22 protein-coding genes and 1 pseudogene are annotated in these 21628 nt (G+C 73.9%); 14 read left to right on the top strand and 9 right to left on the bottom strand.

All coding sequences use genetic code 11. From position 1 onward, the window contains the following. Nucleotides 1-49: 49 nt before the first annotated feature. Both HB370_RS41835 and HB370_RS09835 read left to right on the top strand, forming a co-directional pair. Nucleotides 50-336, top strand: a pseudogene (locus HB370_RS41835) (anti-sigma factor); the annotation flags it as partial. Nucleotides 337-461: 125 nt separating this feature from the next. Further along, complete coding sequence (locus HB370_RS09835; protein ID WP_030790479.1) at nucleotides 462-731, top strand: hypothetical protein; 270 nt, start codon at nucleotides 462-464, stop codon at nucleotides 729-731. Between the two features lie 41 nt (nucleotides 732-772). Here the strand turns inward: HB370_RS09835 and HB370_RS09830 are convergent, their stop codons facing one another. Beyond that, on the bottom strand, nucleotides 773-1969 hold the full coding sequence (locus HB370_RS09830) for a CaiB/BaiF CoA-transferase family protein (RefSeq protein WP_030790477.1): 1197 nt from the start codon (nucleotides 1967-1969) through the stop codon (nucleotides 773-775). A gap of 115 nt (nucleotides 1970-2084) precedes the next feature. Between HB370_RS09830 and HB370_RS09825 the strand changes: the two genes are divergently transcribed. Next, nucleotides 2085-2636 carry an aminoglycoside adenylyltransferase gene (locus HB370_RS09825; RefSeq protein WP_244405482.1) on the top strand — a complete coding sequence of 184 codons (552 nt, stop codon included), beginning with the start codon at nucleotides 2085-2087 and terminating at the stop codon, nucleotides 2634-2636. Here the strand turns inward: HB370_RS09825 and HB370_RS09820 are convergent. Genes HB370_RS09820 through hmgA form a run of 3 tightly spaced genes read right to left on the bottom strand, consistent with a single transcriptional unit; the run spans nucleotide 2633 to nucleotide 5918 of the window. Beyond that, entirely contained in the window at nucleotides 2633-3787 is a 1155-nt protein-coding gene (locus HB370_RS09820) for a type ISP restriction/modification enzyme (RefSeq protein WP_030790471.1), read from the bottom strand. The two genes, HB370_RS09825 and HB370_RS09820, sit on opposite strands and share 4 nt — an antisense overlap. A 24-nt stretch (nucleotides 3788-3811) precedes the next feature. Then, on the bottom strand, nucleotides 3812-4561 hold the full coding sequence (locus HB370_RS09815) for a GntR family transcriptional regulator (protein WP_030790467.1): 750 nt from the start codon (nucleotides 4559-4561) through the stop codon (nucleotides 3812-3814). A 46-nt stretch (nucleotides 4562-4607) separates the two neighbouring features. Then, entirely contained in the window at nucleotides 4608-5918 is a 1311-nt protein-coding gene (gene hmgA, locus HB370_RS09810; RefSeq protein ID WP_030790465.1) for a homogentisate 1,2-dioxygenase, read from the bottom strand. A 153-nt stretch (nucleotides 5919-6071) separates the two neighbouring features. On the opposite strand from hmgA, the gene HB370_RS09805 reads away from it, so the two are divergent. From HB370_RS09805 to HB370_RS09770, 8 genes are all read left to right on the top strand, one after another. Continuing rightward, nucleotides 6072-6629 carry a hypothetical protein gene (locus HB370_RS09805; protein WP_030790463.1) on the top strand — a complete coding sequence of 186 codons (558 nt, stop codon included), beginning with the start codon at nucleotides 6072-6074 and terminating at the stop codon, nucleotides 6627-6629. A 1319-nt stretch (nucleotides 6630-7948) separates the two neighbouring features. Beyond that, nucleotides 7949-8566 (top strand): TetR/AcrR family transcriptional regulator, encoded by a 618-nt coding sequence (locus HB370_RS09800; RefSeq protein ID WP_030781536.1) that lies wholly within the window; start codon nucleotides 7949-7951, stop codon nucleotides 8564-8566. 141 nt (nucleotides 8567-8707) lie between these two features. Then, a complete protein-coding gene (locus HB370_RS09795) occupies nucleotides 8708-10087 on the top strand; it encodes a citrate:proton symporter (RefSeq protein ID WP_030781533.1) in 1380 nt (459 codons plus the stop codon). 23 nt (nucleotides 10088-10110) lie between these two features. Next, complete coding sequence (locus tag HB370_RS09790; protein ID WP_030781529.1) at nucleotides 10111-11391, top strand: MFS transporter; 1281 nt, start codon at nucleotides 10111-10113, stop codon at nucleotides 11389-11391. 60 nt (nucleotides 11392-11451) lie between these two features. Further along, nucleotides 11452-12144, top strand: a complete 693-nt coding sequence (locus HB370_RS09785; protein WP_030781527.1) for a hypothetical protein — start codon at nucleotides 11452-11454, stop codon at nucleotides 12142-12144. Continuing rightward, on the top strand, nucleotides 12131-12787 hold the full coding sequence (locus tag HB370_RS09780) for a class F sortase (RefSeq protein WP_030781525.1): 657 nt from the start codon (nucleotides 12131-12133) through the stop codon (nucleotides 12785-12787). The genes HB370_RS09785 and HB370_RS09780 overlap by 14 nt, the downstream gene beginning before the upstream one ends. A 209-nt stretch (nucleotides 12788-12996) precedes the next feature. Further along, nucleotides 12997-14385 (top strand): aldehyde dehydrogenase family protein, encoded by a 1389-nt coding sequence (locus tag HB370_RS09775; RefSeq protein ID WP_030781522.1) that lies wholly within the window; start codon nucleotides 12997-12999, stop codon nucleotides 14383-14385. A gap of 14 nt (nucleotides 14386-14399) precedes the next feature. Continuing rightward, entirely contained in the window at nucleotides 14400-15482 is a 1083-nt protein-coding gene (locus tag HB370_RS09770) for a Zn-dependent alcohol dehydrogenase (RefSeq protein WP_030781519.1), read from the top strand. A 9-nt stretch (nucleotides 15483-15491) separates the two neighbouring features. On the opposite strand, the gene HB370_RS09765 is transcribed toward HB370_RS09770, so the two are convergent. Both HB370_RS09765 and HB370_RS09760 read right to left on the bottom strand, forming a co-directional pair. Continuing rightward, nucleotides 15492-16205, bottom strand: a complete 714-nt coding sequence (locus HB370_RS09765) for a winged helix-turn-helix domain-containing protein (protein ID WP_030781516.1) — start codon at nucleotides 16203-16205, stop codon at nucleotides 15492-15494. A gap of 43 nt (nucleotides 16206-16248) precedes the next feature. Then, a complete protein-coding gene (locus tag HB370_RS09760) occupies nucleotides 16249-16884 on the bottom strand; it encodes a TetR/AcrR family transcriptional regulator (protein WP_030781514.1) in 636 nt (211 codons plus the stop codon). 104 nt (nucleotides 16885-16988) lie between these two features. Here HB370_RS09760 and HB370_RS09755 point away from each other — a divergent pair, with 104 nt between their 5' ends. Both HB370_RS09755 and HB370_RS09750 read left to right on the top strand, forming a co-directional pair. Then, nucleotides 16989-18140, top strand: a complete 1152-nt coding sequence (locus tag HB370_RS09755; RefSeq protein ID WP_030781511.1) for an acyl-CoA dehydrogenase family protein — start codon at nucleotides 16989-16991, stop codon at nucleotides 18138-18140. Nucleotides 18141-18239: 99 nt separating this feature from the next. After that, nucleotides 18240-18863 carry a TetR/AcrR family transcriptional regulator gene (locus HB370_RS09750; protein ID WP_030781508.1) on the top strand — a complete coding sequence of 208 codons (624 nt, stop codon included), beginning with the start codon at nucleotides 18240-18242 and terminating at the stop codon, nucleotides 18861-18863. Nucleotides 18864-18884: 21 nt separating this feature from the next. On the opposite strand, the gene HB370_RS09745 is transcribed toward HB370_RS09750, so the two are convergent. Next, nucleotides 18885-19346: a MaoC family dehydratase gene (locus HB370_RS09745; protein ID WP_030781505.1), complete on the bottom strand. Its 462-nt coding sequence runs from the start codon at nucleotides 19344-19346 to the stop codon at nucleotides 18885-18887. 113 nt (nucleotides 19347-19459) lie between these two features. On the opposite strand from HB370_RS09745, the gene soxR reads away from it, so the two are divergent. Next, nucleotides 19460-19918, top strand: coding sequence for a redox-sensitive transcriptional activator SoxR (gene soxR, locus HB370_RS09740; RefSeq protein ID WP_030781501.1), 459 nt, complete (start codon nucleotides 19460-19462; stop codon nucleotides 19916-19918). 65 nt (nucleotides 19919-19983) lie between these two features. Here the strand turns inward: soxR and HB370_RS09735 are convergent, their stop codons facing one another. Together HB370_RS09735 and HB370_RS09730 are read right to left on the bottom strand one after the other, a co-directional pair. Continuing rightward, entirely contained in the window at nucleotides 19984-20742 is a 759-nt protein-coding gene (locus HB370_RS09735; protein WP_051815607.1) for a 3-keto-5-aminohexanoate cleavage protein, read from the bottom strand. Nucleotides 20743-20852: 110 nt separating this feature from the next. Continuing rightward, on the bottom strand, nucleotides 20853-21455 hold the full coding sequence (locus tag HB370_RS09730) for a hypothetical protein (RefSeq protein WP_030781495.1): 603 nt from the start codon (nucleotides 21453-21455) through the stop codon (nucleotides 20853-20855). Nucleotides 21456-21628 lie beyond the last annotated feature (173 nt).

Genomic DNA, 21628 nt, shown 5'->3' with positions numbered 1-21628 from the left:
TTCCGGGCGTGTCCCGGGAGTCCGGTCAGGGCGAGCCCGACGGCTAGGTGAGATCGCCCACGTTCCGTCCGCCGCGGACGCCCGCGCCGGGAGCGGCGCGGGCGAACGAGGGGCCGGGCACCGGAGTGATCGCTTCCGCCTCCGCCCGGGAGGCCGTCGTCACCCTCGGCGGTCCCGGCACCCCGCCTGGCGGGCGACACGCCCTTGATCGCGGAAGTCCTCGCCTCCCCTGTGACGTCACTCGGCGTAACCACCGGGCCTGACGGCCGCTCGGCGCGCCCCGCCGGACGGCCGCTTGTCCAACTCACCCTGAAATCGGTCGGATTCGGAGAGTAGTCAAAGGGGGATGGTCAACCCCCTTGCAGGGACGGTGAATCCTGTGGCCGAGATACCCGGGTGCCCCAGTGGGGCGATAGGGTTAGCCTGCCCGGGCCGGGTGACTCGTACGGGTGGGGAGTGACATGGAACAGATAACAATGCGCAGCAGGGCGAGGGTCCCTGCGATCACCTGCGGGAGCAGCGCGACCAGTACGCGCCTGGACCGCCATCTGTCGGTACTGGCGGGACCCGCCATACCGCAGCGGGAGACGGTCGAGGCGACCTCGCTGATGCGTGAGCTGACGGCGCGCGGCTCCGTGCACACGCGCAGCGACCGGGGTGCGCGGGTGCGCCGGGTGTCCCTCTTCGCGCCGCTGCGTCGGCTGCGCCGTTCGCTGTTCGGCGGTCACTGACCGCACCGCAGGGCCCCGGCCTCCGAGCGGGGGCGCCGCGCTCAGGCCACCACACCGTCCCGGTGCAGCGCTGCGATCTCGTCGTCCGTCATCCCCACGGCACGCAGCAGCGCTCCGGTGTGCTGCCCGAGCGCGGGCACCTCACCCATCCGTGCCTCGCCCCCGCCCGGCAATGTGATGGGCGGCAGCAGCGCCTTCAGCGGCCCGGCCGGCGTTCCCACCTGACGCCACCGCTCCCGGGCCGCCAACTGCGGATGCTTCGCCAGCTCCCGCACGTCCCGCAGCCGGGCGCAGGCGATGCCCGCCCGCTCCAGCCGGGCCAGCGCCTCCTCGGTGTCCAGCACCCGCAGCGCCGCCGCCACCAGCGCGTCGGTCCGCTCGCGGTGCGCCACCCGGGCGGCGTTCGTCGCGTACGCCGGGTCCGTGCCCAGCTCCGGGCGGCCCACGACCTGTTCGGCCAGCCGCCGCCACTCCCGGTCGTTCTGCACCGACAGCAGCACCCGGCCGCCGTCCGCCGTCGGATAGGCGTCGTACGGCGCGATCACCGCGTGCGCCAGCCCGGTGCGGGCGGGCGGCTCACCCCCGTGCATCGTGTGGTGCAGCGGATGCCCCAGCCACTCGGCGAGCGCCTCCAGCATGGACACCTCCACCGGCCCGCCCCGCCCGGTCGTGCCGCGGCGCACCAGCGCGGCCAGCACACCGGAGAACGCGTACATGGCCGCCGCGATGTCCGCCGCCGGGATGCCCGCCTTCACCGGCTGCTCCGGTGTCCCCGTCACCGACACCAGCCCCGCCTCGCACTGCACGAGCATGTCGTAGGCCCGCTTGTCCGCGTACGGTCCCGAGCCGCCGTAGCCCGAGATGTCCACGGCGATCAGCCGCGGGTGGGCGGCGCACAGCGTGGCCGCGTCCAGGCCGAGCCGGGCCGCCGCGCCGTGCGCGAGGTTCTGCACGAACACGTCCGCGTCCGCGACCAGCCGCCGTACGACGTCCAGTCCGCGCGGGTCCTTCAGATCCAGCGCCAGGGACTCCTTGCCGCGGTTGCACCACACGAAGTGGGAGGCCAGACCACCGGCCGCCGTGTCGTAGCCGCGCGCGAAGTCGCCGCCGTCGACCCGCTCCACCTTGATGACCCGGGCGCCCAGGTCGGCGAGCTGCCGGGTCGCGAAGGGCGCGGACACGGCCTGTTCGACGGCGACGACGGTGATGCCCTCCAAGGGGAGCGGGAGTTGATCCATGGGGTGGATGATCTCCCCTGACCGGCGGCCTTGTCAGCAGTACGCCCATGCCGGGGCCGTACCGCACCGCGTACGCTCGACGTGACCAGGACGAGGCCGGGGGGGGGGATCGATCGTGAGACCAGCCGTGAGGGACCGGGAACGTGCCCGGCGTCAGCTCGGGTCGATCGCCCGGGTGCTGCAGGCGGCCCGGGACGCCGGGATCCCGCTGTGGCTGCGCGGCGGCTGGGCCATGGACTTCTTCCTCGGCGAGGTCACCCGTGACCACGGGGACATCGACTGGTTCGCCTGGGCGCGGGACGCCCCGGCCCTCGCCGGCCTCCTCACCCGGCTCGGCCACACACCGGTGCCGGGCCCGCCCGCGGACCTCCAGCTCGACTTCGTCAGGTGCGGCCTGGACAGCAGCTTCACCCTGATCGACCGGGACGCGGCGGGCCGGGTGACCGTGGCGGGCGGGCCCTGGGCCGGCACCCCCTGGCCGGACGGCCTGCTCGGGACCGAACCCGGCCGGATCGGCGCGCTCCGGGCGCCCATCGTCGCACCGCACGCCCAGATCGAGATCAAGCGGATGATGCCCGTCTGGGACCCGGCCCGGCCCCGCCGGGCCAAGGACGCCGAGGACATCGCCCGCCTGGAGGCCGCCCTGCGCCCTCGTACGGTGGGCTAGAGCAGCGCGAACTGCCCCTCAGGGCCCTCCTCCTGGTGGTCCAGTACCGACGCGGGGCGCCGGGCGGGCTCCGGGACCGGCAGTACGCCCGCGCGCCGCAGCTCGTCCGCCGTCACCGCCGACTCCGGCCGCAACCGGGCGCGCGGGGCCCGCAGTTCGGCCAGCAGCGCGAGGACGGTGATCAGCTCCAGCAGCTCCGAGGTCCAGCTCTGCGGCCAGGCCGCCGGGCGGATCGCGGCGAGCGTGCCCGGCTCGGCCGGCGCGGTACGGGCCGCGAACCAGGACTCCAGCGCCCGGACCCCGGCCACCTCGAACTCCCACGCCTCGGCGGGGACCGGGGAGATCCGGCCCTCGTCCAGGTACAGGGCCTCCTCGTCCGGGTCGTACCGCAGGGTTCCCGGACGGCCCGGCAGCGGCGCCCGGACGTACGGGCGACGGCCACCGGGCAGCCGGGGCCGCTCCCCGTCCCGGCACATCAGCCACAGCATCCGGCGGCCCAGCTCCACGCCGGCCGCCCACAGATCGCCGTCGTCGGTGAGCGGCACGGTCAGGTCCGGGCGGACCGCCGCCACGATCCAGGCCAGCACGTCCGCCGCCGAGGGGCGTGCGCCCAGGCGGACGGCCAGCAGGTCCGACAGGCCCGGGGCCAGGTTCGGTTCGGCGCCGCCGGGGCGGCGGTACAACGGGCGGATCCGGCCGGTGCGCAGCGTGGGCAGCAGCGGCGTCGCCAGCAGCGGGAGGTCCGCGTCACCCGTTTCGACCGTGAACACCTGCCGTGCGTCCGCCACCCGCCACAGCTCCGGGCGGGCCGTGTCGATCAGCCGGTGGTCCGGGATCAGCCACCGCTCGTCGAACGGCGCGGCCAGCACCCGCACCGGCTCCGCGCAGGGACCCCCGACCCGGGCGAGCCGTCCGGTACCCGTGGACTGACCGGGCAACTGGCCCACGGCCGAGGTGAGCGCACGCGCCCGGGTCGGCTCGAACAGGGCCTCCCGGTCCGGCCCCTCGGCCCGCAGCAGCGCCTCCCAACGGGCCCGCAGCGAACCCGGATCGGGCGCCGTCGGCCAGTGCCGGCCCGGCCGCATCGGTGCGACGGACCACGGCATGAGGTCCGCCAGAAGCGGAGCGTCGTCGTGCGTCACGGTGGGCATCGTACGGCCTCACCCGCCCCCGGTTCAGGTGGCGTCGAGAGTGACCGTGAAGGAGAACCGGTCCCCCCGGTAGTGGATGACGGCCACGTCCAGCACCCGCCCCTCGCTGTCGTACGTCACCCCCGTGTAGTGCAGGATCGGGCTGAGCAACGGCACATCGAGCAGCCGCGCCGTCTCCGGATCGGCGAGCCGCGCCTGCACCGTGTCGGTGATCCGGCTGATGTCGGCCTTCACCACGTCCCGCAGCACCTTGGTCATCGGCCAGCGCACCAGGTCGTCCGGATCGATCCGCTCGGCCAGGTCGGGCCGGATGTGGTTGACGGCGTGGTTGGTCGGCTCCCCGGTCTTCTCGTCGCCGCGCAGCCGGTGGTACACCGCCACCTCCGCGAGGTCCGGGAAGTACTCGGCGAGCGCGGCCGGCACCGGCACCCGCCCGTGCTCCAGCAACTCGGTCGTCATCCCGGACTGCTGGGCCACGATGGCGTCCACCGAGCCCAGCAGCCGTACCGGCGCCCCGCGCCGCACCCCGGGCTCGATGAACGTGCCGCGCCGCCGGTGCCGGGTGATCAGCCCCTCGTCCTCCAGTTCCTTCAGCGCCTGGCGCATGGTCAGCACGCTCACGCCGTAGTGCTCCGCCAGCCGCTCCTCGGTGGGCAGCCGCAGCGGGTCCTCGGAGGAGCGGCCCAGTATCGAGGCGCGCAGCGACTGCGACACCTGGTACCACAGCGGCAGCTTGCGGTTCAGGACGATGGAGTCCGGGGCGAAGGAGGTCACCCCGCTATCCGTACCCGGCGGGCAACCTCCCGCGCAACGGCGACCGTCACCCCCGGAAGTGCCGCTGGAGTCCCTGCCACACATCGTCGTAGCGCTGCTGGAGGTGGTCCGCGCCGGCCGCGTGCGGGGTGAGGGTCACCGGCCAGCGGGTCTCGAACATGAAGGCCAGCCCGTCGTCGATCTTGTGCGGCCGCAGCTCGGCCGCGCTCGCCCGGTCGAACGTCTCCCGGTCCGGGCCGTGCGCCGACATCATGTTGTGCAGCGAGCCGCCGCCGGGCACGAAACCCTCCGCCTTGGCGTCGTAGGCGCCCTCGATCAGGCCCATGTACTCGCTCATCACGTTCCGGTGGAAGTACGGCGGCCGGAAGGTGTCCTCGCCCACCAGCCAGCGCGGCGCGAAGACCACGAAGTCCACGCCGGCCAGGCCCGGGGTGTCCGACGGGGAGGTCAGCACCGTGAAGATCGACGGGTCCGGGTGGTCGTAGGAGATGGTGCCGATCACATTGAACCGGCGCAGATCATAGACGTACGGCACATGGTTGCCGTGCCAGGCGACCACATCCAGGGGGCTGTGGTCGTACGTGGCCGTCCACAGGTTGCCGCAGAACTTGTTCACCACCTCCACCGGGCCCTCGACGTCCTCGTACGCGGCGACCGGCGCCTGGAAGTCCCGGGGATTGGCGAGGCCGTTGGCGCCGATGGGACCGAGGTCGGGCAGCCGGAACGGTGCCCCGTAGTTCTCGCACACATAGCCGCGCGCGGAGTCGTCCAGCAGCTCCACACGGAAGCGCACCCCACGGGGGATCAGCGCCACATGGGCCGGTTCCACACGCAGCCGGCCGAACTCGGTGTGCAGCAGCAGCCCGCCGCGCTCCGGCACGATCAGCAGCTCCCCGTCGGCGTCGGAGAAGACGCGCTCCATCGAGGAGTCGGCGTGGTACAGGTGCACGGCCATGCCCGTGCGCTGGGTCGCGTCGCCGTTGCCGCCCAGCGTCCACAGCCCGCCGAGGAAGTCGGTGCCGGCCGGGGGTTCGGGCAGCGGGTTCCAGCGCAGCCGGTTGGGGTCGGGCACCGTCTCGGTGAAGGGGGCCGTGCGCAGCGCGCCGTTGCCGGTGCGGGTGAACGCCGGGTGGGCGGCCGAGGGGCGGATGCGGTACAGCCACGAGCGCCGGTTGTGCGCGCGCGGCTCGGTGAACGCCGTACCGCTCAGCTGCTCGGCGTACAGGCCGAGCGGTGCGCGCTGTGGCGAGTTGCGGCCCTCGGGCAGGGCGCCCGGCACCGCCTCCGAGGCGTGTTCATTGCCGAACCCGGTCAGATACGACAGCCCCTCGGCGGCCTTCCGTGCGTCCCCGCTCATGATCGCTCCTCGCGCGCTCCCGATTCCTATGCATCACCGTAGGAATGAGCGGGGGTCGGCGCAAGAGGGTTCCCGGTCCTCCCTCCGAGGTAGGGCGCGAACCAGACCTGAGGCGGATCCCGGGTGCCGGGGCGCTGTTCTACGCTCCGGATCATGTCGTGGAAGAAGTGGACGCGCGGGCGGCTCACCGCGCTCGTGGTGTGCGTCCTGCTGCCGTGGGGAGCGGCGGCCTGCGCAACCGGTGAGGCGCACGAGGGCACGGTCTCGCCCTCACCTGTGGGATCCGTGCTGGACAGCACCGACGAGACGGGCCGCAACCTGCGCGAGGTGCCCGCGAAGAACGCGCCCGCCGTCGCCGTCGAGGTCACCCCGGACTCGGCCGGCGGCTGGGACGTCCGGCTGAGGCTGCGGCACTTCCGCTGTTCCGCGCCCGGCACCCGGCCGGCCGCCGCCCTCGGGCGCGGGCTCGTCCAGCTCTACGTCGACGGCCGCCCGGTCGCCCGGCTGCACACCCCCGCCTACCACCTGGCCGCCGACCGTGTCCCGCACGGCACCCACCAGATCACGGCCCGCCTGTACGCCGACGACGGCACGGTGTGGGCGGTCCACGGCAAGCCGATCGAAAGCACCGCCGACATCACGGTCTCCGACGCGGAGACGGGTACAGGCCGCCCCCCGAACGGGACCGCGCCCGCCGCACCGGGAGCGTGAGCCGGACGCGGGGGCGAGGGGGCGCGCGAGCGGTGCGGCGGCGGGGGACGGAAGTCGCGGACGAGGACAGCGACGGGCCACGACCGCTCCGGCGACGGCGGTCGGCCGGCGGGGGAGTGTCGGTTGCCTGGGTGGGCTGGGTCCGGCCGGGGTGGCGGTCCGGTGGCCGGGCCGGCCCGGGTGGTGTGGGAGGCGGTGGCGGATCCGGCGGGTGGCCCGGCCGGTTCGGTGGGCGGGCCTGGCTGTGCGGGGCTGCTGTCGGCGTGGGAAACCGGGACAGGTCGGTCGGCGGAGGAGTGGCCGGGTTGGTGGGTGGCCGGGCTGGTTCGGCGGGGGCGGCTGGGGCGGTGGGTTGACGGGGGGGGGTGCGTCGGCTGCTCGGGAGGGCCGGGCCCGGTCGGGGTGGCGGTCCGGTGGCCGGGCCGGGCTGGTCGTCAGGGGCAGCGGTGGCGGATCCGGCCGGTCGGGTGGGCGCGGGCCTGGCTGTGCGGGGCCCTTGTCGGCGCGCGGGAGCGGGGCCGGTCGGCGGCGGGGGGAGTGTCGGTTGCCTGGGGGCCGGGTCCGGTCGGCGTGGCGGTCCGGTGGCCGGGGCAGGCCGGATGGTGGGGGAGGCGGTGGCGGATCCGGCGGTCCGGCGGGTGGCCCAGCCGGTTCGGTGGGCGGGCCTGGCTGTACGGGGCTCCTGTCGGCGTGGGAAACCGGGACAGGTCGGTCGGCGGAGGAGTGGCCGGGTTGGTTCGGCGGGGGCGGCTGGGGCGGTGGGTTGACGGGGGGTGCGTCGGCTGCTCGGGAGGGCCGGGTCCGGCCGGGGTGGCGGTCCGGTGGCCGGGTCGGGCTGGTCGTCAGGGGCAGCGGTGGCGGTTCCGGCCGGTCGGGTGGGCGCGGGCCTGGCTGTGCGGGGCCCTTGTCGGCGCGTGGGAGCGGGGCCGGTCGGTCGGCGGGGGAGTGTCGGTTGCCTGGGGGCCGGGTCCGGCCGGGGTGGCGGTCCGGTGGTCGGGGCAACTGGACGGCGAGGGGAGCGAGGGCGGATCCGGGCGGCTCGGCGAGGAACCGTCGGCTGTTCCGGTAGGTCCGGTCCGGTCGGTGGGGCGGGGCCGGGGCCGGTCCGGCGGGTGTGTGGGCGGCTCGGCGGTCGGCTGTGGTGCGCGGTCGCCGTGCCCGTGATGCGCGGTCGCCGTGCCCGTGATGCGCGGCCGGTGTGCCCGGTGACGTACCCGGCACGCGTGGGCCCCCGCGTGCGCCCTTGCCGGCGGGTGAGTGCCGGGCGGCTCCTCTCCGTACTCTGAGGAAGGTTTACCTAACTACGGCGGAAAGGCATCATGAAGCCCGTGCCCCACGCGACCTCGCTTCGTCGCGCGCCCGTCCAGCGGCGCAGCGCCGAGCGGCTCACCCGGATCCTCGACGCCTGCGCCGGTCTCCTCGACGAGGTCGGCTACGACGCCCTGAGCACCCGCGCCGTCGCCCAGCGCGCCGGCGTCCCCATCGGCTCGGTCTACCGGTTCTTCGGCAACAAGCGGGAGATGGCCGACGCCCTCGCCCAGCGCAACCTGGAGCGGTACGTCGAGCGTGTCACCGAGCGGCTGGACCGGGCCCGCGCGGGGGACTGGCGGGCCGCCATGGACGCCGTCCTGGACGAGTACCTCGCCATGAAGCGCACCGCGCCCGGCTTCTCGCTGGTCGACTTCGGCAACCAGATCCCGGTCGGCTGCCGCCACGACGAGCCCAACACCCGCGTCTCCGACCGGCTCACCGAGTTGCTCGCCGGCTATCTCGGCCGCACCCCGGACACGGATCTGCGGCGGGTCTTCCTGGTCGCCGTGGAGAGCGCCGACACCCTCGTGCAACTCGCCTTCCGGATCGACCCGGAGGGGGACGAGGCGATCATCGCCGAGACCAGGGAGCTGCTGCGGGCCTACCTGGCCCGCGTACTCGACTGAACCGTCCCGCCTCTGACCTGGACTTTTGCGCTTATTGCTCACGCGTCAACATCTTGTTAACGCCGGTTGAACGGACCTAACGTCATCGCACCGCCGACCCCCAGGTGGGATGTTCAAGGGCGAACGTTAGGTATCCATTTCATGCTGACCATCCTCGGCTTCGCCATGATCGCGACCTTCCTGGTCCTGATCATGCTGAAGAAGATGTCGCCGATCGCGGCGCTCGTGCTCGTCCCCGCGCTGTTCTGCGTGTTCGTGGGCAAGGGCGGCAAACTCGGTGACTACGTCATCGACGGCGTCACCAGCCTCGCCCCCACCGCGGCGATGCTCATGTTCGCGATCGTCTACTTCGGTGTGATGATCGACGTCGGCCTCTTCGACCCGGTCGTCCGGGGCATCCTGAAGTTCTGCAAGGCCGACCCGCTGCGGATCGTGGTCGGCACGGCGGTCCTCGCCGCGATCGTCTCCCTGGACGGCGACGGCTCCACCACCTTCATGATCACCGTCTCGGCGATGTACCCGCTCTACAAGCGGCTGAAGATGTCCCTGGTCGTGATGACGGGCGTCGCCGCCATGGCCAACGGCGTGATGAACACACTCCCCTGGGGCGGCCCCACCGCCCGCGCCGCCACCGCGCTGAAGGTGGACGCGAGCGACATCTTCGTACCGATGATCCCGGCCCTCGCCATGGGCCTGCTGTTCGTCCTCGTCCTCGCCTACGTCCTCGGCCGCCGCGAGCGCCGGCGGCTCGGCGTGCTCACGCTGGACGAGGTGCTGGTGGAGGAGAGCGAGACGGTGCTGGTCGGCGCCGCCTCCGGGGTGAAGGCCGGTGGTTCCGGCGCCGGCGCAGACCTGCCCGAGGGGCCCGCCGAGGACGGTCTCCAGGGCCTGGACCCGCACCGCCCCACCCTGCGTCCGAAGCTGTACTGGTTCAACGCGCTGCTCACGGTCGTCCTGCTCACCGCCATGATCATGGAGTGGCTGCCGATCCCGGTGCTGTTCCTGCTCGGCGCCGCCCTCGCGCTGACCGTCAACTTCCCGCACATGCCGGACCAGAAGGCCCGGATCGCCGCCCACGCGGAGAACGTCCTCAACGTCTCCGGCATGGTGTTCGCCGCCGCCGTGTTCACCGGCGTCCTGCAGGGCACCGGCATGGTCGACCACATGGCGAAGTGGCTGGTCGGCAACATCCCCGACGGCATGGGCCCGCACATGGCCCTCGTCACCGGCGTGCTGAGCATCCCGCTCACCTACTTCATGTCCAACGACGGCTTCTACTTCGGCGTCCTGCCGGTGCTCGCCGAGGCGGGCCACGCGCACGGCGTCTCCTCGCTGGAGATCGCCCGCGCCTCGATCGCCGGCCAGCCGCTGCACATGTCCAGCCCGCTCGTCCCGGCCGTCTACGTCCTGGTCGGCATGGCCAAGGTGGAGTTCGGCGACCACACCCGGTTCGTGGTGAAGTGGGCCGCGCTCACCTCCCTGGTGGTGCTCGGCTCGGCGCTCCTGTTCGGCATCGTCTGATCACCCCGGGAAGGACCGCACCCATGGCGCCCGGTGGACACCGCGGCTGGCTGCTCCGCCTCGTCATCGCCTTCGGCTGCGCCCAAGGGGCGGTGTCGATGGCCCGCCCCGCCGTCTCCTACCGGGCCCTCGCGCTGGGCGCCGACGAACGGGCGGTCGGCGTCATCGCCGGTGTCTACGCGCTGCTGCCGCTGTTCGCCGCCGTACCGCTCGGCCGCCGCACCGACCACGGCCGCTGCGCGCCCCTGCTGCCCGCGGGCGTGGTCCTCATCGCGGGCGGCTGCGCCCTGAGCGGACTGGCCGGCTCCCTGTGGGCGATGGCCCTGTGGAGCGGGGTGATGGGCCTCGGTCACCTGTGCTTCGTGATCGGCGCCCAGTCGCTGGTGGCCCGCCAGTCCGCGCCGCACGAACAGGACCGCAACTTCGGCCACTTCACCATCGGCGCCTCCCTCGGCCAGCTCGTCGGCCCGCTCGCCGCGGGCGCCCTCGTCGGCGGCCCCGGCCTGGCGCACAGCAGCGCGGTCGCCCTCGTCACGGCGGGCGCGGGCGCCGCCGTCGCGTTCACCGCGCTGTGGCGGATCGAGGACCGTACGGCCGGCCCGGCGCGCGCGCCGGGCGGGGGACGGGTGCCGGTCGCGGGCATCCTGCGCGCCCGGGGTGTGCCCGCGGGCATCCTGATCAGCCTGTCGGTGCTGTCCGCGACCGACATCCTCACCGCCTACCTGCCGGTGGTCGGCGAGCACCGGGGCATCGCCCCCGCGGTGATCGGTGTCCTGCTCGCCCTGCGGGCCGGCGCCACCATCGCCTGCCGGCTCGTCCTCACCCCGCTGCTGCGGCTGCTCGGCAGGCCCGCGCTGCTGACCGGGACCTGTGTGCTGGCGGCCCTGCTGTGCTCGGGGGTCGCGCTGCCGGTGCCGGTGTGGGCGCTCGGTGTGATGCTCACGCTCCTCGGCTTCTGCCTGGGCGTGGGCCAGCCGCTGTCGATGACGACGGTGGTGCGGGCGGCGCCCGAGGAGGCCCGCTCCACCGCGCTCGCCCTGCGGCTGACCGGCAACCGGCTGGGCCAGGTGGCCGCCCCGGCCGCCGCGGGCCTGGTCGCCGGGCTGGCGGGGGTGGCGGCACCGTTCCTGATGCTGGGCGGGCTGCTGCTGGCCTCCGCCGGAGTGGCGCTGCGCTCCTCCGGTCCGCCCCAAGAGGGGGCCGGACGGGTGGCGGGAGAGCGGCGCGAGGGCCCGGGACTGCGCCGCACGAGCGATATCCGGGGGCGCGCCCGGCGCCGTTGCCGGGAGCCGCGCGGGTCTTGAGGCAGTGTCCAGGCGAAAGAGCGATTTGTATGAAAATCGTCTGAACCCGGAGGATTGCGCATGCCCACCCTGACACTCCCCCGTGCAGCCGGCTCCCGCGCGGGCGCCACCGTCGTCCTCACCGCCCTCGCCGCGGCGGGCGCGTCGTGGGTGGCGGCGCCGAACGCGGCGGCCCAGGGGGAGAACGGCGACATCAGGATCCACAACGCCCGCTCCACCAACCCCCCGTCGTTCATCGGCTCGGCCAAGGACGACCCGGTGGTCTGCAAGTTCTTCCTGGAGGCCGTCAACTTCGACACCCTGACCAGCATCGCGTACACGATCACGCCCCAGCCCCCGCTGCCCACCGCCGCCACCGTGACCGGCATCATCCAGCTGGCCGGCGGCGCCGGGCACACCGACCCGCTGGGGCTGGCCGACGGACAGTACAAGATCAGCTGGACGGTGGGGGCGCCCCCGGCCTTGAAGGAGAAGGTCTTCCGCGTCAACTGCCACGACGGCAAGGTGGAGGGCGCGCCCGGTGGCCAGATCGAGGACCACCAGCAGCACGACGGGGAGCACCAGGACAACGGCTCCTGGGGCCAGAGCGACCACGACGGCCCGAAGGGCGGTGTGCACGCGGGCGGCGGCGGCCTCATCGACACGGCCGCCGCGTACTCCCCGGTGGCCGCCGCGGCGGCCGTGGGCCTGGTCGCCGTCAGTGCCGCCGTGTACGTCCGGCTGATCCGCCGCCGCCCCCATGGCGCCGCGTAGACGGCGCAGGCCCTGGTACCGGACCCGCGCCTACCGCCTCGCGCGAACGGCCGTGCTGGTGACCGTCCTGGTGGCGGTCGGCTCGCGCTGCGGGGGACACGACGGACCGGCCACGGCCGGCCGGGCGGGCGGCGCGGACGAGGCGGCGGCCCCGGCCGCGCCGCCCGCCCCGCCGCCCCGCCCGCTGCCCCGGTCCCGGCCGACCGCCTTCCGCGTGCCCTCCCTGGGAATCGACGCCCCGATCGTCCCGCTCCGCCTGGACGCCCACCGGGAGCTGGAGACGCCGCCGGTGGACCAGCCCCGGCTGGTCGGCTGGTACGAGGGCGGGCCCACGCCGGGCGAGACGGGCACCGCGGTCGCCGTCGGCCACCGCGACACCCGCAGCGGAGCCGCGGTGTTCGCCGGGCTGGCCTCGGTCAAGCCCGGCAAGGCCGTCGAGGTGCGGCGGGCGGACGGGCGTACCGCCGTCTACTCCGTGGACCGGGTGAAGGTCTACGACAAGGCCGGCTTTCCCGACCGGGAGGTCTACGGCGCGACCGGGCGCCCGGAGCTGAGGATCATGACCTGCGGCGGCCTGTTCAGCAGGCGCACCGGCTACACCAGCAACGTGGTGGTCTTCGCCCATCTGACCGCGGCGAAGTGACCGGCGGACCGGCGGCCGGCGAAGCGGCATCCGGTCAACCGGCGTCCAGTGAAGCGGCGGCCCGGTCGGGCGGCGGACTCGGCGTCCGCGCCGGCCGGGCCGTCCGCGATGATGTCCCGGGGGCCCATGGCCCGGGAGAGTCTGGCGCGGGAAAACTATCACCGCTAGTTTGTGTGCCGGACGACGTGCACCCGCCGGGAGGACACAGCATGAAGGCACATGACGCCCTGTACATCGACGGCGCCTGGCGCCCCGCCGCGAGCGGCGACGTGATCGAGGTCGTCAACCCCGCCGACGAGCAGGTCATCGGCAAGGTCCCGGCGGGCGGCGCGCTGGACATCGACACCGCCGTACGGGCCGCGCGCGCCGCCCTGCCCGCCTGGGCCGCCACACCCCCGGCCGAACGCGCCGCCCGCCTCGCCGCCCTGCACCGCGCCCTGGACGGGCGCAAGGACGAGATCGCCGCGACGGTCACCGCCGAGCTGGGCTCACCGCCGAAGTTCTCCGAGGCCGTGCACGCGGCGGTGCCCCTCGCGGTCGCCGCCTCCTTCGCCGAACTGGCCGCGCGGCACTCCTTCGAGGAGAAGGTCGGCAACTCCACGGTCCTGCACGAACCCATCGGCGTGGTCGGCGCGATCACCCCCTGGAACTACCCGCTCCACCAGATCGTCGCCAAGGTCGCCCCCGCCCTCGCCGCCGGCTGCACGATCGTCCTCAAGCCCGCCGAGGACACCCCGCTCGTCGCCCAGCTGTTCGCCGAGGCGGTGCACGAGGCGGGCGTGCCCGCGGGCGTGTTCAACCTGGTCACCGGCCTCGGCCCGGTCGCGGGACAGGCCCTCGCCGAGCACCCCGGCGTCGACCTGGTCTCCTTCACCGGCTCCACCGCGGTCGGTCGGCAGATCGGCGCGGTGGCCGGCGCGGCCGTGAAGAAGGTCGCCCTGGAACTCGGCGGCAAGTCCGCCAACGTCATCCTGCCGAGCGCCGACCTCGCCCGCGCCGTGAACGTCGGCGTCGCCAACGTGATGTCCAACTCCGGCCAGACGTGCAGCGCCTGGACCCGCATGCTGGTCCACCGCGACCAGTACGCCGAGGCCGTCGAACTGGCCGCCACCGCCGCCGCCAAGTACGGCGACCGGATCGGTCCGGTGGTCAGCGCCAAGCAGCAGGCCCGGGTGCGCGGTTACATCGAGAAGGGCATCGCCGAGGGCGCCCGGCTGGTCGCCGGCGGACCCGAAGCCCCGCGCGAGCGCGGCTACTTCGTCAGCCCGACCGTCTTCGCCGACGTCACCCCGGAGATGACGATCGCCCAGGAGGAGATCTTCGGCCCGGTCCTGACGATCCTGCGCTACGAGGACGAGGAGGACGCCCTGCGCATCGCCAACGGCACGGTGTACGGCCTCGCGGGCGCCGTCTGGGCCGCCGAGGAGGCCGAGGCGGTGGCCTTCGCACGCCGCATGGACACCGGCCAGGTCGACATCAACGGCGGCCGGTTCAACCCCCTCGCGCCCTTCGGCGGTTACAAGCAGTCCGGCGTCGGCCGGGAACTCGGCAGCCACGGACTCGCCGAGTACCTGCAGACCAAGTCCCTCCAGTTCTAAGGAAGTCAGCGACCATGGCCGTACGAGCCGCCGTCCTGCCCGCCGTCGGGGCCCCGCTGGAGATCACCGGCATCGAGCTGCCCGACCCCGGTCCCGGACAGGTCCGGGTCCGCCTCGCCGCCGCCGGCGTCTGCCACTCCGACCTGTCCCTGTCCAACGGCACCATGCGGGTGCCGGTCCCGGCCGTCCTCGGCCACGAGGGCGCCGGCACGGTGATCGCCGTCGGCGAGGGCGTCACCCATGTCGCGCCCGGCAGCCCCGTGGTCCTCAACTGGGCCCCCTCCTGCGGCAGTTGCCACGCCTGCTCGCTCGGCGAGGTGTGGCTCTGCGGCAACGCGCTGAACGGCTCCGCCGACGTCTACGCCCGCACCACCGACGGCACCGAGCTGCACCCCGGCCTGAACGTGGCCGCGTTCGCCGAGGAGACGGTGGTCTCCGCGTCCTGTGTGCTGCCGGTGCCGGACGGGGTGGAACCCGTCGACGCCGCCCTCCTGGGCTGCGCGGTGCTCACCGGCTACGGCGCCGTCCACTACTCGGCGGGGGTGCGGCCCGGCGAGACCGTCGCCGTGTTCGGCGTCGGCGGAGTGGGCCTCGCCGCGATCCAGTCGGCCCGGATCGCGGGCGCGTCCCGGATCGTCGCCGTCGACGTCTCGCCCGCGAAGGAGGAACTGGCCCGCGCGGCCGGTGCCACCGACTACGTCCTGGCCTCCGACACCACGCCCCGCGAGATCCGCGCCCTCACCGGCAAGCAGGGCGTCGACGTGGCCGTGGAGTGCGTGGGCCGCGCCGTCTCCATCCGCGCGGCCTGGGAGTCCACCCGCCGGGGCGGCCGGACCACGGTCGTCGGCATCGGCGGCAAGGACCAGCAGGTCACCTTCAACGCCCTGGAGCTCTTCCACTGGGGCCGCACCCTGTCGGGCTGCGTCTACGGCAACACGGACCCGTCCCGTGACGTGCCGATCCTCGCGGACCACATCAGGCAGGGCCGCCTCGACCTGTCCACCCTGGTCACCGACCGCATCACCCTGGAGGACATCCCGGCGGCCTTCGACAACATGCTCGCGGGGAAGGGGGGCCGGGCGGTGGTGGTGTTCTGACGCCGGTCCTCACCGCAGCACACCGGACGGGATGCCGAGCAGGTCGGACAGGACCTGCTCGCCCACGGGAGTGATCCGCACCGCCCGCCCGCTGCCCACCCGCACACACCACCCCGCCTCCAGCGCCCGCCGGCACAGCGCCGCCCCCGCGGCCCCCGCGAGGTGCGGCCGGCGTTCGGTCCAGTCCAGGCACGCGCGGGCCAGCGGGCGGCGGCCGGAGAGGTCGAGCGGGATGCCGGCCGCGCCGAACCACTCCAGCCCCGCGTCGGTCAGCGCGAACCCGGTGTCCTGCCGCAGCAGGCCCCGCCCGGTCAGCGCGTCGGTGACCGTGATGCCCAGCCGCCCGGCGAGATGGTCGTAACAGGTGCGCCCCCGGGCCATGGCGGCCCCGGCACTCGCCTCGCGCAGCCCCCGGGGAGGCCGCCCTGCCTCCGCCGCGGGCACCTGCGCGGCGAGATCCTCCACCAGCTGCGCCACCCGCGGGCCGGCCAGCCGCACGTACCGGTGCCGTCCCTGCCGCTCCTCGGCGAGCAGTCCGCCGGCCACCAGCCGGTGCAGGTGCTCGCTCACGGTGGAGGGGGCCACCCCGGCGTGCCGGGCCAGCTCACCGGCCGTCCACGCCCGCCCGTCCAGCAGTGCCAGCAGGCACGCGGCCCGCGTCCGGTCGGCGATCAGCCCGGCCAGCGCGGCGAGGCCGGCGGCCCGGGAGTCCTCGGTGCTCATGTCCCCAGCATGGGACACCGGTACTTCGGCGGTCGCCGAAGCGTCACACCCGTACCCGTTCGTACTGCTGCGCCAGCCCGTCCAGCAGCGCGCCGAGTCCCGTCTCGAAGGCCCGCTCGTCGATCTTCTCCTGCTGCTCGGCGAGCAGATGGGCCTGCCCTAGGTGGGGATAGTCGGCCGGGTCGTAGGCGCTCGCGTCGTCCACGAAGCCGCCGGCGAACGACCCGAGTGCCGAGCCCATGATGAAGTACCGCATCAGCGCGCCGATGGAGGTCGCCTGGGCCGGCGGCCACCCCGCGTCGACCATCGCGCCGTAGACCGCGTCGGCCAGCCGCAGCGCGGCCGGGCGGCGGCCGGGGCCCCGGGCGAGGACCGGGACGATGTTCGGGTGGTCGCGCAGGGCGGCCCGGTAGGAGACGGCCCAGTCGTGCAGCGCGGTCCGCCAGTCCCGGCCGTCCTCGAACATCGACAGGTCGACCTGCGCGCTCACCCAGTCCGCGACGGCCTCCAGGATCTCGTCCTTGGTGCGGAAGTGGTTGTAGAGCGAGGGCCCGCTCACCCCCAGCTCGGCGGCCAGGCGCCGGGTGGAGACGGCAGCCAGGCCCTCCCGGTCCACGAGGTCCCGGGCCGTTTCGACGATCCGGTCGGGGCTGAGGAGGGGCTTGCGCGGTCGGGCCATGGCGCACATAGTAGGGCTGCGAGCCGGAAACTAGCAGTGCTAATTTAAATGTACGGCTTTCAAGATTCAATCGACGGATGCGTTCGGTGTGGGGTGATCTCGTGGTGAACCTGGGGCTCAGCGAGGAGCAGGCGGCCGTACGGCAGCTCGCCCGGGACTTCGTGGAGCGCGAGATCGCCCCGCACGTGGTCGCCTGGGACCGCGCCGAGGAGGTGGACCGGGGCATCGTCAAGAAGCTCGGCGACGTCGGCTTCCTGGGCCTGACCATCGACGAGGAGTACGGCGGCTCGGGCGGCGACCACCTCGCGTACTGCCTGGTCACCGAGGAGCTGGGCCGCGGCGACTCCTCCGTGCGCGGCATCGTGTCCGTCTCCCTCGGGCTCGTCGCCAAGACGATCGCCGCCTGGGGCAGCGAGGAGCAGAAGCGGCGCTGGCTGCCCGGGCTCACCGCGGGCGAGTACGTCGGCTGCTTCGGTCTGACCGAGCCCGGCACCGGCTCCGACGCGGGCAGCCTCACCACCCGCGCGGTGCGCGACGGCGACGAGTACGTGCTCAACGGCACCAAGATGTTCATCACCAACGGCACCTGGGCGGACGTCGTCCTGCTCTTCGCCCGCTCCACCGACGCCCCCGGCCACAAGGGCGTGTCCGCCTTCCTGATCCCCGCCGACACGCCCGGCCTGACCCGCCGCACCCTCCACGGCAAGCTGGGCCTGCGCGGCCAGGCCACCGCCGAACTGGTCCTCCAGGACGTGCGGGTGCCCGCCTCCGCCCTGGTCGGCGCGGAGGGCAAGGGCTTCAACGTCGCCATGTCCGCGCTCGCCAAGGGCCGGATGTCGGTGGCCGCCGGCTGTGTCGGGATAGCCCAGGCCGCACTGGACGCGGCCGTGGCGTACGCGGGGGAGCGCGAGCAGTTCGGCACCCCCATCGCCCACCACCAGCTGGTGCAGGAACTGCTCAGCGACATCGCCGTGGACGTCGACGCGGCCCGGCTGCTGACCTGGCGGGTCGCCGATCTGATCGACCGCGGCGAGCCGTTCGCCGTGGAGTCCTCCAAGGCCAAGCTGTTCGCCTCCGAGGCCGCCGTCCGCGCCGCGAACAACGCCCTCCAGGTCTTCGGCGGCTACGGCTACATCGACGAGTACCCGGTCGGCAAGCTCCTGCGCGACGCCCGCGTGATGACGCTCTACGAGGGCACCAGCCAGATCCAGAAGCTGCTCATCGGACGCGCCCTGACCGGCGTCTCGGCGTTCTGAGCCCCCGCCCGGACGCTCCGCCCCGAAAGGCCACGCTAAGCGCCCGCTCACCGTCGGCGGTATGGTGGTGCTCCTGTCACCGAGAGGGGCTAGCGAGCGATGAGTACGGCGGAGGAGACGACCGGCGGCGAAGTGGAGCCGTGGGAAGAGGTCACCCCGGACGCGGCCCGGCGGCTGCTCGTCGCCGCCGTGGAGGCCTTCGCCGAGCGCGGCTACCACGCCACGACGACCCGCGACATCGCGGGCCGCGCCGGCATGAGCCCGGCCGCGCTGTACATCCACTACAAGACCAAGGAAGAGCTGCTCCACCGGATCAGCCGGATCGGCCACGACAAGGCCCTCGGCATCCTGCGCACCGCCGCCCGCCGCGAGGGCACCGCCAAGGAGCGGCTGGCCGACGCGGTCAGCTCCTTCGTCCGCTGGCACGCGGGACGGCGCACCACCGCGCGGGTCGTGCAGTACGAGCTGGACGCCCTCGGCCCCGACGCCCGCGCCGAGATCGTCGCGCTGCGCCGCCAGGTGGACGCCGAGGTGCGCCGGATCATCGAGGACGGCGTGGCCGCCGGCGAGTTCGAGGTCCTGGACGTGCGGGGCACCACGCTCGCCGTGCTGTCGCTGTGCATCGACGTGGCCCGCTGGTTCAACGTGGACGGCCCGCGCACCCCGGAGGAGGTCGGCGCGCTCTACGCCGACCTCGTCCTGCGGATGGTCGGGGCCCGCTGAGCCCCGCCGGGCGGCACGGGCCTACAGGTAGTACCGCGACACCGACTCCGCGACGCACACCGGCTTGTCGCCGCCCTCGCGCTCCACGGTGAACGCGACCGCCACCTGCACACCGCCGGTGACGTCCTCGACGCCGGTGATCTTCGCGGTGGCGCGCAGCCGGGAGCCCACGGGGACGGGGGAGGGGAAGCGGACCTTGTTCGTCCCGTAGTTGACGCCCATCTTCACGCCCTCCACCCGGATGAGCTGCGGCCCGAAGAGGGGCAGCAGCGACAGGGTGAGATAGCCGTGCGCGATGGTGGTCCTGAACGGCCCGGCGGCGGCCTTCTCCGGGTCCACGTGGATCCACTGGTGGTCGCCGGTCGCCTCGGCGAACAGGTCGATCCGCTTCTGGTCGATCTCCAGCCAGTCGGTGTACCCCAGCTGCTCGCCCACGGCCGCCCTCAGCTCGTCGGGGGAGGTGAAGATCCTCGGTTCTGCCATGTTCCCGGCCTCTCGCTCGCATCTCTAAGCAACTGCTTAGCATGGTCGGGTGGCGGGACGATGTCAACGGACGCGGGGCCGGTGGGGCCGGGGGTCTCTGTAATCTCTGAGGGGTGCCCCAGATTCCCGAGAAGATCCACGAGCTGACCGTCGGCCAGTTGTCCGCGCGCAGCGGAGCCGCGGTGTCCGCCCTGCACTTCTACGAGACCAAAGGCCTGATCTCCAGCCGGCGCACCTCCGGCAACCAGCGCCGGTACAGCCGCGACACCCTGCGCCGGGTCGCCTTCATCCGCGCGGCCCAGCGGGTCGGCATCCCCCTCGCCACGATCCGCGAGGCCCTGGCGGAACTGCCGGAGGGGCGCACGCCGACCAGGGAGGACTGGGCGCGGCTGTCGGAGATGTGGCGCTCGGAACTGGAGGAGCGCATCCAGCAGTTGCACCGGCTGCGCGACCAGCTCACCGACTGCATCGGGTGCGGCTGCCTGTCCCTGAAGACCTGTGCCCTCTCCAACCCGGACGACGTGTTCGGCGACCGCCTGACGGGCTCCCGGCTCATGGCGGAGCGCCGCTGAGCCGCGCGCGGCGCCCGGCGGTGACACCGGTGCGGCGGAGCCCCGCACCCCGGCCGCCCGCGCCGCTACCGTCGCCCATCGCCGGTGCGTCCGGCCCGGTACGGGCGCCGGAACCGGGCCCGCTCCGCCACCGCCTCCGCCACCAGCCGGGCGTTCGACCCGGCCCGTCGGCCGTCCGGCAGCAGCAGGGTGTCCTCCAGGCCGACCCGGGTGGCCAGACCCAGCCGGACCGCCAGCCGGAGCACCGGCCAGGTGCCGCCCTCCTCGCCGTGCAGCAGCACCGGGCGGCCGTGCGCCGTCCCCAGCTCCGCCAGCAGCGCCCGCGCCGACGCCTCGGCGCTCGCGGGATCCGGGTCGGTCACCTCGGCCAGCACCCTGAGCACCCTCGGCCCGAGCGGCGAGGCCGCGAACCGGGCCGCTCCCGGGGTGCCGGACCAGAGGCCCGCCTCCACACCCACGCCCCGGGCCAGCAGTTCCGCCGCGACCTCCGCGGCGCCGTCCTCGTGCCAGTTGACCGAGGCGAAGTCGGGCAGCACCGTCCAGGAGCGCACCCGGTCGAGCCGGGCCGCCGGGCCGGGCTCCGTCCAGGCACCGGTGGTCACGCCGACCGGTACCGGCACCCGCGCCCGTATCGCCTCCAGCGCCGGACCGACCACGCGCGGGGAGAGGCTCTCGCGCCCGCACGGTGTCCGGGGATGGACATGCACCGAGGTGGCACCGGCCGCCACCGCCTCGGCGGCGGAACGGGCCAGATCCTCCGGGGACATCGGGACGCCCGCGTCGTCGGCGGCCGAGCGGCTTCCGTTGAGACACACCTGCACCATGTCTTGAGGGTGCCCGCCGCCACCGACCACACCACCCGCCTCCCGGCGGGCCTTCCCCGGGAGGGGTGCGGCATCCCCTGCGCACCCCCGCACCTCGCCGCGACCGGTGGTCAGGCCGGTGTCAGCTGGCGGTCCCGGCCCGCGTGCCGGAGGGCCACGGGGCTGAGCACGGGGCGCGGGACCAGGATGCCGCAGCCCGTGCAGACCGGGCCGGACGACGGCTCGTGGTCCAGGCCGTACTTCCAGACCAGCCGCTCCCCGCCGCACACCGGGCACGACGTGCCCGGCTCCCGCTCCAGCGCGGCGATCAGCCGGCGCAGCACCTCCGCCAGCGGCGCCCGGGGATGCACCCGCGGGTCGTCGCACCAGGCGACCCCGAACCCGCCCCAGGTCAGCCGGTGCCAGTCGTCCACGCTGCCCGGCCGGCGCAGTCCGTCGTGCTTCTCCCGCTTGCGCCGCTCGGTGAAGTCCGTCTCGTAGGCGAGCCAGACGTCACGGGCCTCCTCCAACTCCTCCAGCGCGGCCACCAGCCGCGCCGGATCGGGCGAGCGGTCCTCGGGGCCGAACCCCGCCCGGGAGCACAGATGGTCCCAGGTCGCCCGATGCCCGTAAGGGGCGAACTTCTCCAGGCACTTGCGCAGCGAGTACCGCCGCAGTGCCAGATCGCAGTCCGGGTCGCGTACCTGTCTCGCCAGACTCCGGAAACCGGCCATCGCCCTGCACCTCCGTCACACCTGTACCTGCACTGCGGTCACTTCGGCGTCGTCGCACGGACGTCGCCGAATAGACGTATCGACAGGCGATTCGGCTCCATCTCTTCTCCGGTTCTCCTTGCGGACTCCAGAAAGTGACGCATGTTCACCTTTAAACGTGGGGATAACCGGCG

This window comes from Streptomyces sp. DSM 40868, from assembly GCF_011820545.1.
Lineage (GTDB): Bacteria > Actinomycetota > Actinomycetes > Streptomycetales > Streptomycetaceae > Streptomyces > Streptomyces eurythermus.
This window is presented reverse-complemented; position numbering and strand designations above follow the sequence as displayed.